This window comes from Aquiluna sp., assembly GCF_965064355.1.
This window is the reverse complement of record NZ_CBCHRQ010000037.1, coordinates 1-12,395: the sequence shown is the minus strand read 5'-3', so window position 1 is coordinate 12,395 and position 12,395 is coordinate 1. Positions and strand designations below refer to the sequence as shown.

At 53.9% G+C, this 12,395-nt stretch carries 16 protein-coding genes; 5 read left to right on the top strand and 11 right to left on the bottom strand.

What is annotated here, in order from left to right; genetic code table 11:
• The 3 genes from AC128V_RS04530 to AC128V_RS04520 all read right to left on the bottom strand — a co-directional run.
• Positions 1-841, bottom strand: an 841-nt coding sequence (locus AC128V_RS04530; RefSeq protein ID WP_482763496.1) for a biotin/lipoyl-containing protein, incomplete at its 3' end; no start/stop codon positions are given.
• An 8-nt stretch (positions 842-849) separates the two neighbouring features.
• A complete protein-coding gene (locus AC128V_RS04525) occupies positions 850-1,833 on the bottom strand; it encodes an alpha-ketoacid dehydrogenase subunit beta (RefSeq protein ID WP_482763495.1) in 984 nt (327 codons plus the stop codon).
• Positions 1,826-2,920: a thiamine pyrophosphate-dependent dehydrogenase E1 component subunit alpha gene (locus tag AC128V_RS04520; protein ID WP_482763497.1), complete on the bottom strand. Its 1,095-nt coding sequence runs from the start codon at positions 2,918-2,920 to the stop codon at positions 1,826-1,828. The genes AC128V_RS04525 and AC128V_RS04520 overlap by 8 nt, the downstream gene beginning before the upstream one ends.
• Before the next feature lie 61 nt (positions 2,921-2,981).
• Here AC128V_RS04520 and AC128V_RS04515 point away from each other — a divergent pair, with 61 nt between their 5' ends.
• Complete coding sequence (locus AC128V_RS04515) at positions 2,982-3,407, top strand: phage holin family protein (protein WP_482763494.1); 426 nt, start codon at positions 2,982-2,984, stop codon at positions 3,405-3,407.
• 43 nt (positions 3,408-3,450) lie between these two features.
• Complete coding sequence (gene purB, locus AC128V_RS04510; protein ID WP_482763493.1) at positions 3,451-4,836, top strand: adenylosuccinate lyase; 1,386 nt, start codon at positions 3,451-3,453, stop codon at positions 4,834-4,836.
• On the opposite strand, the gene AC128V_RS04505 is transcribed toward purB, so the two are convergent.
• The 8 genes from AC128V_RS04505 to AC128V_RS04470 form a co-directional block, all read right to left on the bottom strand.
• Positions 4,837-5,049 (bottom strand): hypothetical protein, encoded by a 213-nt coding sequence (locus AC128V_RS04505; RefSeq protein ID WP_482763492.1) that lies wholly within the window; start codon positions 5,047-5,049, stop codon positions 4,837-4,839. It lies immediately after the preceding gene.
• Positions 5,050-5,058: 9 nt separating this feature from the next.
• Positions 5,059-5,568, bottom strand: a complete 510-nt coding sequence (locus AC128V_RS04500) for a hypothetical protein (RefSeq protein ID WP_482763491.1) — start codon at positions 5,566-5,568, stop codon at positions 5,059-5,061.
• Positions 5,569-5,572: 4 nt separating this feature from the next.
• Positions 5,573-6,916 (bottom strand): replicative DNA helicase, encoded by a 1,344-nt coding sequence (gene dnaB / locus AC128V_RS04495; RefSeq protein ID WP_482763490.1) that lies wholly within the window; start codon positions 6,914-6,916, stop codon positions 5,573-5,575.
• A 309-nt stretch (positions 6,917-7,225) separates the two neighbouring features.
• On the bottom strand, positions 7,226-7,678 hold the full coding sequence (rplI, locus tag AC128V_RS04490; RefSeq protein ID WP_482763489.1) for a 50S ribosomal protein L9: 453 nt from the start codon (positions 7,676-7,678) through the stop codon (positions 7,226-7,228).
• Positions 7,679-7,689: 11 nt separating this feature from the next.
• Entirely contained in the window at positions 7,690-7,947 is a 258-nt protein-coding gene (rpsR, locus tag AC128V_RS04485) for a 30S ribosomal protein S18 (RefSeq protein ID WP_482763488.1), read from the bottom strand.
• Positions 7,948-7,967: 20 nt separating this feature from the next.
• The gene (ssb, locus tag AC128V_RS04480) at positions 7,968-8,450 is read right to left on the bottom strand and encodes a single-stranded DNA-binding protein (RefSeq protein WP_482763487.1); all 483 of its coding nucleotides are present in this window, start codon (positions 8,448-8,450) and stop codon (positions 7,968-7,970) included.
• Entirely contained in the window at positions 8,450-8,845 is a 396-nt protein-coding gene (gene rpsF / locus AC128V_RS04475) for a 30S ribosomal protein S6 (RefSeq protein WP_482763486.1), read from the bottom strand. The genes ssb and rpsF overlap by 1 nt, the downstream gene beginning before the upstream one ends.
• Before the next feature lie 92 nt (positions 8,846-8,937).
• Entirely contained in the window at positions 8,938-10,356 is a 1,419-nt protein-coding gene (locus AC128V_RS04470) for a CCA tRNA nucleotidyltransferase (RefSeq protein WP_482763485.1), read from the bottom strand.
• A gap of 39 nt (positions 10,357-10,395) precedes the next feature.
• Here AC128V_RS04470 and AC128V_RS04465 point away from each other — a divergent pair, with 39 nt between their 5' ends.
• The 3 genes from AC128V_RS04465 to murJ all read left to right on the top strand — a co-directional run.
• Positions 10,396-10,842 carry an NUDIX hydrolase gene (locus AC128V_RS04465; protein WP_482763484.1) on the top strand — a complete coding sequence of 149 codons (447 nt, stop codon included), beginning with the start codon at positions 10,396-10,398 and terminating at the stop codon, positions 10,840-10,842.
• Between the two features lie 8 nt (positions 10,843-10,850).
• Positions 10,851-11,312, top strand: a complete 462-nt coding sequence (locus tag AC128V_RS04460) for a DUF6049 family protein (protein ID WP_482763483.1) — start codon at positions 10,851-10,853, stop codon at positions 11,310-11,312.
• Positions 11,305-12,395: murein biosynthesis integral membrane protein MurJ (murJ, locus tag AC128V_RS04455; RefSeq protein ID WP_482763482.1), on the top strand; the 1,091-nt coding region annotated here is incomplete at its 3' end. The genes AC128V_RS04460 and murJ, both read left to right, overlap by 8 nt.

Sequence of the window (12,395 nt, the reverse complement as noted above, 5' to 3'; positions counted from 1 at the left end):
GAACCGCCCAGATAATGGCCTTGGCCATAATCAATAGCGGAGTCACCTTGATGCCCGCAAAATCAACCGAGTTCTTGAGGCGCTTTACGTATTCCATTGTCCTGGTGGCGTCAACGTCGACGAAGATGCTCACGTGAGGAGCGGTAAATGCGCTCTTCACCATGGCACTTGCGATTGCCTTGCGAACTCCCTTTACCGGAATGCGCTCTTCGCGCTCCGAAGGTGCCTGCGGGGTGGTGAGGTTCTTGAATACTGAAGCCTGGGATGCCGAGCCAATTACATCTTCGCGAGTGATCTCGCCGTGCACGCCGGTGCCAGTGACATTCGCTAGCTCAACGCCTAATTCCTTGGCAAGCTTGCGGATCGGTGGCTTTGCCATCACGCTATCGCTAGCTGCCATTGACCTGACCATTGAGACTGGAATCGCTGTGGTTACTGGCGAAACAGCTGCGATGGCCCTGCGGCGGCGGGACTTTGAATCCCCGGCATCGCCATAACCGACCAGGGTCGGAAGCTTGTACTCGGCACCGGTGTCGGATTCTTTCTCCACAGCTCCAGCAGGTGCATCAGGCTCGCTCAGGGTCGGGATTGGGCTTGAACCCACTACCCTGACGGCGATGATCGGGTTACCAACCTCAACCATCTCTCCCTCCTGGGCAAAAAGTTCGGTCACTTCACCGGCAAATGGGCAGGGAAGCTCAACGATTGACTTGGCGGTCTCAATCTCGCAGATGGTCTGGTTCACGCTTACTTGGTCGCCAACCGCAACCTTCCAGGAGACGATCTCGGCCTCAGTTAGACCTTCACCAACATCTGGCAGTGGGAACTTCGCGATGCTCATCATGCCTCCTAGTAAGCCAAAGACCTGTCGACGGCCTCCAGAATGCGGTCAGCATCTGGCAAATAGGCCTCTTCCAGCTTGGCTGGCGGATACGGGGTGTTAAAACCACCAACTCGCAATACCGGTGCCTCTAGCGAATAGAAGCAGTTCTCGGCAATGCGGGCAGCGATTTCGCTCGAAATGCTGACGTTGGTCGGAGCCTCATGAACCATCACTACTCGACCGGTCTTATTTGCAGAGGCAAAAAGGGTTGGGTAATCAATTGGCGAGAGCGATCTGAGGTCAATGACCTCGATGTTGATTCCCTCTTCGGCACCAAGCTCTGCTGCCTGCAGCGCGGTGGTGACCATCGGGCCATAGGCCAACAGCGTCACATCGGTGCCTTCGCGCATCAACCTTGCTGAGTGCAGCGGCATTGGCGGAATATCTAGGTTTACCGGGCCTTTTTGCCAGTAGCGGCGCTTTGGCTCAAAGATAATCACCGGGTCCGGGCTCTTGATTGCCTCTTGAATCATCCAGTAGGCATCGTTTGGGTTAGACGGGGTAACGATTCTGAGTCCCGGGGTGTGGGCAAAGTAAGCCTCTGGGCTTTCGGAGTGGTGCTCAACCGCTCCAATGCCACCGCCGTAGGGAATGCGAATTACGACCGGCATCTGCAAAAAGCCCTCTGAGCGCGATGTCAGCTTTGCCAGCTGAGTGGTGATCTGGTTGAAAGCTGGGAAAACAAAACCATCAAACTGAATCTCAGTCACCGGGCGATAGCCACGCATCGCCAAGCCAATCGCAGTTCCAACGATTCCAGACTCGGCAATTGGAGTGTTGAAGACTCTGGACTCGCCAAATTCCTTGTGTAGGCCTTCGGTGACGCGGAATACACCACCGAGCTGGGCGACGTCTTCTCCGAACATCAAGACCTTTGGGTCTTCCTGCATGGCTTTTTGCAAACCGGCATTTAGTGCCTTTGCAATCGCCATCTCCTTATAGCTACTCATGCGCACCCATGGATTCCTCATAGGCCTTGAGCCAGGCGCGCTGCTGAACGATGTCCGGGTGTGACTCTGAGTAAACAAAGTCAAAGATGTTCTCAAGTGGCGGGGTCGTGAGCGCAAAAGTCTGCTCGCGGATATCAGCCGCTAGCTCGTCTCCGGCCTGCTTTACGTCTTCAAAGAACGAGTCCTCGACTCCTTGGCGGCGCAGGAAGGTTTCAAAGCGCGCGATTGGATCGCGGGCCTTCCAGTATTCGACCTCGGACTCATCGCGGTACTTAGATGGGTCATCGCTGGTGGTGTGGGCACCAATTCGGTAGGTCAAAGCCTCGATCAGGTATGGACCGGCTCCTTCGCGGGCCTCGTCCATGTGGACCTTGGTGGCTGCGTAGCAAGCCAAAACATCGTTTCCATCTACTCGCATGCCCGGGACTCCGAAGCCAGAACCACGCATGCAGAGCGGGACCTTGGTTACCTGCTCAACTGGGGAAGAGATCGCCCACTGGTTGTTCTGCACGAAGAAAACAATTGGCGCCTCGTAAACAGCTGCAAACAATAGCGATTCTGAAACATCACCCTCGGCGGTTGCACCATCTCCGAAGTAGGAAATAACAGCTAGATCAGAATCCTTGTCACCGGTGCCAACTCGACCATCAAACTTCACGCCCATGGCATACCCAACCGCGTGCAATACCTGAGCGCCCAGCACGATCGAATACAGGTGATACCTGGTTTCCTCAGGGTTCCAACCACCGTGGTTCACACCGCGCATCATCTTGAGAATCGACATCAGCTCAACACCGTGCGTAATCGCTACACCGTGTTCGCGATAGGAAGGGAAAATGTGGTCGTTCGGTCCAACTGCGTAGCCAGAACCAATCTGAGCACCCTCTTGGCCAATCGCTGGAACCCAGAGTCCAAGCTGGCCCTGGCGCTGCAGTGCGATTGCTTCGATGTCAAAGCGACGGATGCGAGCCATGTCTCGATAAAAAGTTTTTAGCTGGTCTTCACCGAGCGAATCAATGATTTCCCCATACCTGGCGTACTGTGCCGGCACGCCGTAGGTGCCGTCCGGTGCAAGCAACTGCATCATCGGAGTGGAATTATCTGGGGTCACAGAACCTAATTTAGCCCGATACTGCGAGAATTGAACAATGTTGCGCTTTCTAATTAGCACCATTGTCAATGCTGTTGGTCTCTGGGCCGCCACCTTGGTGGTCCCACAAGTCAAACTCACCCCCTATGGCGGGGATGGGCTTTGGGAGACAATCGGGTCATTCGTGGTTATCGGAGCAATCTTTGGCTTGGTAAACGCCATCATCGCTCCGGTGATCAAGGTGTTGGCCTTCCCGCTTTACATCTTGACCTTTGGGTTGATTGCATTTGTGATTAATGGAGCCCTGCTTCTGATGGTGGCTTGGTTCTCAACTCTGCTCGGTGCAAATGTCTTCTCAATCGAAGGCTTCACCGCAGAAGGCCTGTCAATTGCATCTCTAGGCTGGGCGATTCTGGCAGCGATTGTGATGTCGATTGCAAGCTTCCTGACCCGCACGGTGCTAAGGGTTCTAAAGATCAAGTGATTTGAATACCCCCTTTGCCCTGTAAGTAGGGCAAAATGGGCTGGTGAGCAAACTTTCGGTTCAACCACTTTCTCCGCTTGATGGCCGCTACCGCAGCCAGGTCGGAGACCTCGGCAATTACCTAAGTGAGGCCGGCCTCAACCGTGCCAGAATCCAAGTCGAAATCGAATGGCTGATCTGGCTTGCCGAAAAGGACTTGCTGGGCACCAACTCCTCACTGAGCGCTGCTGAGAAAACCCAGCTGCGCGCGCTAGCCGAGAACTTCAGTGATGCCGATGTTGAGGCAATTGCCAAGATTGAGGCCACCACAAGACACGATGTCAAAGCAATCGAATACTTCATTCGCGATGCACTTGAGCGCATGGGACGACTAGACCTTGCAGAACTTGTCCACTTCGCTTGCACTTCGGAGGACATCAACAACCTCTCCTACGCACTAACCGTCAAAGAAGCCCTCAATAACGTCTGGCTTCCAAGAGCAATAAAGCTAGTGAGCAAGCTCGAGGGAATTGCCCAGGATCTCAGCGCCGTGCCTATGCTTTCCAGAACTCACGGTCAGCCAGCCACCCCAACCACCATGGGTAAAGAGATTGCGGTTTTTGTCTACCGACTGGCTCGACAGCTGAATCGCATTACCGACCAGCAGTACCTGGGCAAATTCTCCGGAGCAACCGGAACCTTCGCCGCCCACGTAGCAGCAGCGCCAAATGTGAACTGGCCAGCCGAGTCAAAAGCCTTTGTTGAGCACCTAGGTCTTATTTGGAACCCACTAACCACCCAGATCGAATCACACGACTGGCAGGCAGAGCTTTACTCGGCAGTGAGCCACTTCAACCGCATTTTGCACAACCTGTCAACGGATATCTGGACCTACATCTCGCTGAACTACTTCAAGCAGATTCCAATTGCTGGAGCAACCGGGTCATCAACCATGCCTCACAAGGTGAACCCGATTCGCTTTGAGAACGCCGAAGCCAACCTGGAATTGGCCAACGCAATCTTGGAATCGCTGGCTCAAACCCTCGTAACCTCAAGATTGCAACGCGATCTAACCGACTCAAGCGCTCAGCGCAACATTGGTGTTGGATTTGGTCACTCACTTTTGGCAATCGACAACCTAACCCGCGGCCTAGACGAACTAGCAATCAACGAGTCGGTGCTGTTGGCAGATCTTTTGGACAACTGGGAAGTTTTGGGCGAGGCGATTCAGACCGCAATCAGGGCCGATGTTGCCAGGGGGCTTTCTAAGATTTCTGACCCTTATGCGCTACTCAAGGAGCTAACCCGAGGCAAGCGCATTTCTGAAGCCGATTTATTGGTGTTTATTGACGGTTTGGACATTCCATCTGAGACCAAGGACCGCCTAAAAGCGCTAAAGCCAAATACCTACGTGGGTTTGGCTAGCGAGCTAACTGAATACCTGAAGTAATTAGCGCAGTTTTGGGCGATTTGGGTCCTGGTCGTCTGGCTTAAAGCTCAGATCCAGCGTGGCAACGATCACGATTACCACGATGAAGGTCACTAGTCCCCAAACAATGCCGGTCTCAACGAACCTCGTGCCGAAGTAGACCAGGATTCCGGTAAATAGCCCGGCCACGATGGACACGGTCATATAGGTTTTTAGGTTTGTAAAACGCTTCACCTCTAAAGCCTACTTGCCCTTAGGTGAGGCGGCGGCAATTCCCCAGTGCACACCATCCAGCGCAAGGTATGCACCAAAGAATCCAACTGCGCTAACGGCATCAAGCTCAACGCCAAGGAATAGGGCTCCCAGTACAAGAGCAAAGATTGAGCTCAGAAGGTGATCCCTTCCAGCCAGAGCCTTAAAGCCAAACCTGCGAGCCTGGTAAAGGCCAAACGCTCCCGAAATCAAACCCCAGGTGGCGGTGAGGGCCAAAAAGGCCTCTAGAAGGCCCTGCCCGGACTGGGCCGCAAGGAAGGCAAAGATTCCAATCAGGGTGGCAAGGGTGACCATTGGAAGTTCCTGCAGCGCACCCTCGGTCTTTCGGCCAAAGGCCAATGCCACAGAGCTAAGCCCAACAATCAAGCCATAGATGGCAAGAGTGTAGAGACCCACCTCGGGCGAGTGTGACTGGCTGAAGGTAATGAAGATTCCAGCGCCGAAACTTACGGCTGCTTTTATAGCTGGTTGGATTCGCACAGCCCTAGCTTGGCATATTCACGAAGCGGGAGTACTGACCGTGGAATGCGACCACAACGGTTCCAGTAGGTCCGTTTCGCTGCTTAGCCAAGATAAGGTCAGCTTCTCCGGCTCGAGGGTGATCCTTTTCGTAGATACCCTCGCGGTGCAAGAGCACTACGACGTCGGCATCCTGCTCCAAAGATCCAGACTCACGAAGGTGTGAAAGCTCGGGCTTTTTGTCTTTTGCCTGCTCCGCTTGACGGTTCAGCTGGCTAAGTGCAACTACCGGCAAACCAAGTTCCTTAGCCAAAAGCTTTAGAGCTCTTGAGAACTCAGAGACTTCCTGCTGACGAGACTCAACCTTTTTACCGCTAGACATCAGCTGGATGTAGTCGATAACGACGAGCTTTAGGTCAACCTGCTGAGCCAGACGGCGGCACTTTGCTCGAATCTCAACCAGGGACATGTTTGGGCTGTCATCGATGTACAGCGGAGCATCGTTGATTCGGCCTCGGACGGCCGCTAGGCGGGTCCAATCGGCATCGGTAACTGTTCCCTTGCGCATTGACTGCAGGTAGATAGAAGATTCAGCGCTCATCAAACGCATGGCGATTTCGGAACGACCCATTTCTAGGGAGAAGAAGATTGTGGCTTGGTTGTGCTTAACCGCTGCGTTTCTTGCAAGGTCAAGTGCAAAGGTCGACTTTCCCACCGCAGGTCTGGCAGCGACAATAATCAACTGCCCCTTGTGCAAACCATGGGTGTAGGCGTCAAGATCGGTAAATCCAGTTGCAACACCGGTAAGTTCACCGCCACGCTTTTGGGCACCCTCGATTTCATGAATAGCAGCCTCTAGAGAGTCGCTAAGTGGAACGTAGTCCTCTCTCGAAGACTGACTGGAAACCTTGTAAATCTCGGCCTGGGCTTGATTAACCAAGTCCTCAACCTCGCCCTGGCTTTCGTATCCCGCCTGAGCGATGCGAGTGCCGGCCTCAATTAGGCGGCGAAGAATTGCTTTGTCGGCCACGATTTTGGCGTAGTAGCCGGCGTTAGCAGCGGTTGGAACGTAGCCGGTTAGCGAGTGCAAGTAGTCTGCGCCGCCTGCTTTGACAAGGTTTCCCTGCTTATTCAGCTCATCCGTCACAGCGATTACGTCGGTTGGTTCGCCGCGACCAAACAGGTTCAGAACGGCGTTGAAGATTAGTTCGTGCTTCGGTGCATAGAAGTCGACGCCAGAAACGGCCTCAAAGACCTCGGCTACCGCCTCTTGGCTTAGCAACATGCCGCCGAGGGTGGATTGTTCAGCATCTAGGTTGTGCGGGGCTACCCTCGGATCGGCCGACGGGACCGGTGCCAACATAGACATATAAACCTCCAGATTTACCTAAGACTTGTATAGCTTGTGGCACCGACAATTAAGATTCAAACCACGCTGTGGATAACTGTGGATAACTCTGTGGAAACACGCCGAACATTACTGTGGAAAACTCGGTGTTGCCTGTGGATAACTGTTGATAACTTTTCTAAAGCCCTTTGTTTATAAGGGGTCAACCTGTGCACAAATTAAAGTGGAAAACTCTAAACCTCAACCTAAAGGTTGTGGATAACCATTGGAGTTTTCTGTAAAAAATGGAAACGGCCCGGGGTTACCCGGGCCGTTTTGTTAATCTTTTGGTTACTTTACGGCAACTACCTGTAGCTTCACATTTGCAACTAAGTCGCTAGTGACACGAACAGTGGCCTCGTACTCACCCACGGTGGAGATCTTCGAGGAGATCTCAACCTTGCGCTTGTCGATAGCACCAATGCCCAGAGCAACAACTGCATCTACGACATCGCTGGTCTTGACCGCACCGAAGATGCGACCGTTGGTGCCAGCCTTGACGTTGATGCGAATTGCCTTCTCTTCGAGCTTGGTCTTAATGGCCTTTGCCTCTTCAACAGAAGCAAACTCGCGAGCCTCGCGAGCAGCGCGGATCTGAGTGATCTGCTTCTCGCCGCCCTTGGTCCAAACAACTGCTAGGCCGTTTGGTAGTAGGAAGTTACGTGCGTAACCTGCCTTTACGTCTACAACATCGCCCGCGGAACCGAGTCCGGAGACCTCATTGGTCAAAATTAGCTTCGACATGGGGATTCTCCTTAGCGCCCAGCACCGGAGTATGGCAATAGTGCCATCTCGCGTGCATTCTTAATCGCCGTTGCGATCTTGCGCTGGTCCTGCACCGTTGCACCGGTGATACGACGAGCGCGGATCTTGCCGCGGTCGGATACGAACTTACGAAGGGTAGCGACGTCTTTGTAGTCGATAACCTCGATTTTGATGGTCTTGGCCGGGGCAAGTTTCGCGAACTTAGAGTTCATGCGAGCCTTGCGGCGGTCAGCTCCTTTTCCTGCCATTTTTTTCTCCTTGGAATTCTTTAGAACGGTGCTTCGTCAACTGCTGGGTCTGCTGGGTTGGCCCAAGCGTCGGCGCCAGATGCTGGAGCCTTGGTCTCGCCCCATGGGGATTCGACTGCTGGAGCGCCACCTTCGCGAGCGCGGCGAGTGATGGATGCGGTTGCATAGCGCAGAGATGGACCGATTTCATCGATCTCAAGCTCGAGCGATGCACGAGCCTCTCCCTGAGCGCTCTGGTAAGCAGAAGGTGCCTTTAGGCGACCGGTAACAACAACACGGGATCCCTTAGTTAGGGACTGTGCGATGTTTTCTGCTGCCTCGCGCCAAGCGGTGCAACGAACCCATACGGTTTCGCCGTCAACCCATTCGTTGGTTGAGCGGTTTAGGGTGCGGGGAGTTGAGCCAACGCGGACAGATACAACTGCCACGCCGCCCTGGGTGTAGCGAAGCTCCGGGTCATCGGCAAGATTGCCAACGATGGTAACGCTAACCTCGCCCGCCATTAGTTGCTCCTAGGACCCGATGGACGCTTGCCGCCTGGGCGACCGCCACGTGGAGCACGAGCTGGCTTGTCTTCCGGCACGAACTCAATTGGGTTGATGCTGAAAATCGCATCTTCTAGGCGCAGCACCTTGGTGCGAAGCACTGACTCAGAAATTCTTAGCAAGCGGTCAAATTCGCTGACTGCTGCTGGACTCGAGGTTACGTTGACAACAACGTAAATGCCCTCTGAGTTTTTCTGAATTTGGTATGTCATTCGACGACGACCCCAAATATCAACCTTGTCCACGGTGCCACCATTGCTGGTGATCGCCAATAGGAATTTGTCGATAGTTGCGGTTACTGTGCGGTCGTCTAGCTGAGGGTCCAAAATGACCATCACCTCGTAGTTATGCATAGTTCACCCACCTCCTTCGGTCTAGAGCGGCCATGGTCTTTCCATGGCAGGAGGGTATTTGCATGTTCGCTCGTTAGAGCAACCTGAGAAGCCTACCTTTGTTGCCACCAGGTAAGCAAGCGTTTTTTGGCTTCTTCCTGGCCGATTTCACCCTCGTCTAGGCGGATTTCCAAAAGGAACGAGTAGGCCTCGCCGACTTCGCGTCCGGGCTTTAGATTCAAAATCTCCATGATTTGCGCACCGTCAAGCTCGGGACGCATTGAATCAAGCTCTTCCTGTTCCGCCAAAACCGCAATTCGCTGCTCGAGGTCGTCGTAGGCGTGAGACAAGCGATCGGCCTTGCGCTGGTTTCTGGTTGTCACATCCGCGCGGGTAAGTGCGTGCAGCCTAAGTAAGTGCTGTTCGGAGTCCCTGACGTAGCGACGAACCGCGCTATCGCTCCACTGCTGGTCGGAATAGCCAAAGAATCTCAGGTGCAATTCGACCAACTTCGAAACTGCCTTGATGGTGTCATTGTCAAAGCGCAGCGCTGTCAAACGCTTCTTTGCAAGCTTTGCGCCCACTACATCGTGGTGGTGGAAGGAAACCGCTCCGCCGGTTTCAAGCTTTTTGGTCGCCGGCTTTCCGATATCGTGCAGTAGCGCTGCCAAACGAAGAACCAGGTCCTTGTTTAGGCCATAGTCCTTCTCGTAGTCGATTGCCTGCTGCACCACAGTCAAGGTGTGTTGGTAAACGTCCTTGTGGTGGTGGTGTTCGTCAAGTTCTAGGCGCAAAGCTGGTAATTCCGGCAGAACATACCCAGCGATCCCGCTGTCAACTAGGGCCTCAAGCCCGGGTCTTGGGTTATCGGATAGCAATAGCTTGGTTAGTTCGTCCCTGACTCGCTCCGCAGAGATGATCTCGATTCGCTCACTCATTTGAACCATGGCCTCAAAGGTTTCTGGCTCAATTTCAAATCCGAGTTGGGAGGTGAAGCGAGCGGCCCGCATCATGCGAAGTGGATCATCTGAGAAGGAGACCTCGGGCTTTGAAGGGGTGCGCAAAGTTGCTCCAAGAAGGTCTTTGAGGCCCTGATGGGGATCTACAAAAGTTCTAGAGGGAAGTCTGAGCGCCATCGCATTGACCGTGAAGTCTCGGCGGATCAGGTCATCTTCAAGGTTGTCACCAAAGGCCACGGTGGGTTTGCGGGATTCTGGGTCATAAGAGTCGGCTCGATAGGTCGTGATTTCAACCTGCTCGCCATCAACTTGGGCTGCGATGGTGCCAAACTCGCGGCCAATGTCCCAGGTCGCCGATGCAATTGGCTTTAGGAGCTTGAGAATCTGGTCAGGGTTGGCACTTGTGGTGAAGTCCAAATCTGGGGCGACCCTGCCCAAAATGGCGTCCCTAACCGGCCCACCAACCAGCGCTAACTCAAAGCCGGCGGCCTCAAATAGCACGCCAAGGCGATCCAGCAGCGGATTTTGAGTGTTCTGCTGGAGATTCTTTAGGGCCTCGGCAACGGGTTGCATCACAACTAGCTTGCCATAGCCTGCAAGTAGAGTTGGGGCATGAAAATCATCCGGCCCTTCACCGTTTCTGAGGTGTCTGCTGGCGGCCTGGTGATTTCGGAGTCAAGCCCTGGCTTGATAGCCCTAATTTCTCACCGCAATCGCGGTGGTGGCTTGGACTGGGTTATCCCAAAAGGCCACGTTGAACTGGGTGAAAACTATCTTCAGACCGCGGTTCGAGAGATTCGTGAAGAGACTGGAATCGAGTCCAAGGTCCTGGAGAAAATTGGCGAAATCAGCTACACCTTCAAAATCGGTCCAAAGCGAATCAAAAAGACCGTCCACCACTATCTACTGCAGCAAGTCGGCGGCCAACTAAACGCCCTAAATGACCCAACCGGCGAAGTTATTGACACGCAGTGGTTTGAAATTGGCAGACTTGAGGAAGTTTTAGCCCATGAGAATGAGCGCAAGATAGCCCAGCGAGCCTTGGAGATCCTGAATTGAAGCGGACCGTGACACTGTTGCTAGTGGCAATTGCCATGCTCTTTGGGCCGCTGGCACAAGCCAGCGATGTCTTCATCGTTCCCGGCAGCGAAATCAACCTGGTTGCGCGTGACGGCCGAATTCCAATCACGATCCAAAACGACGGCTCTGAGTCGGCAACCGTAATCGTTCACGGGGAGTCCTACTCTTTCCGACTTGAGGTTTTGAAGGGGAGCGAAATCACGATTCCTGCCGGCAGTAGCCAGCAGGCCGAAGTAGAAGTTCGCGCGGTAGCAAATGGCCCAGTGGAGCTTGAGATTTGGCTTGAGCAAAACGGGGTCGAGGTTGGCGAGCGTGAGCTAGTTCAAGTCAACGTGAATTACGACGTTGAGCTCTTTCTGCTGGTTAGCTTTGCCTTTGCGATGCTTGCCTTGATTCTGATCGGCAGCTATCGAACCGCGAGGAAACTTCGCCGGAGACGCAATGGCTGAGCAATCGGTCGCTAGAAGCTCGGTAATCATGGCGTCCGGCACCATCGTGTCGAGAATCTTGGGGTTTGTCAGGGCGGTTTTGATCGCAGCTGCAATTGGTGTCACCACCGATGCGGCTGACGCCTTTGGCGTCGCAAACCAGCTACCCAACAACGTTTACGCCATCATCGTCGGTGGTGTTTTGAATGCGGTTTTAGTTCCGCAGTTAGTTAGAGCTCGCAGCCAAGCCGATGGCGGTAAAGGCTATGTAGATCGCTTTGTGACCCTGGCAATAACGGTTTTCTTTATCGTGACGGTGGCCTTCACCATGGCCGCTCCACTATTGGTTCAGCTGTACACCTCTGGTTGGGATAAGGATCAGCTAGCGCTCGCTACTGCTTTTGCCTACTGGTGCCTGCCGCAGCTGTTCTTCTACGGTCTTTACTCAATCCTCGGTGAGGTACTGAATTCCAGAAGTGAGTTCGGGCCATTTATGTGGGCACCGGTTCTCAACAACGTGGTCTCAATCGCTGGCTTGGTTGCGTTCATCTTGATCTTTGGCTCTGACCCAGGCGGAGAGCGAGCCGTGAGCCTGTGGGGCGCTGATCAAGTTTCGCTGCTGGCCGGAAGTGCGACATTGGGTGTGGCCGCTCAAGCGCTGATTCTGTTTGCCAGCTGGAAGAAGATCGGGCTTTCACTAAACCTGAACTTCAAATTCCGCGGTTTTGGACTGCGTCCCGCTCTGAAAGCCGCCTCTTGGTCTCTTGCGATGGTCTTGGTTACCCAAATTGGTGGTTTGGTGCAGACCGCTGTTGCTTCAACGGCAGTCGCCGGTCGTAATGAAGGTTTGGCAGTGGCTTCGGTCGCAGCTGCCGCCATTGCCTGGTTGATCTTTATGCTCCCACACTCGGTGGTAACGGTCTCAATCGCCACCGCCTACTTCACCCGAATGTCTCAGCACGCAGCGAATGACAAATTGGACGAGTTCGTAAAAGATCTCACCACTGGTTTGCGAGTGATTGCGCTGGTTAGCGTGATTTCGACCGCAACACTGATGATGCTTGCCTATTCGATTGCCCGCGTCTTTGTTGGTGAATACCCGGC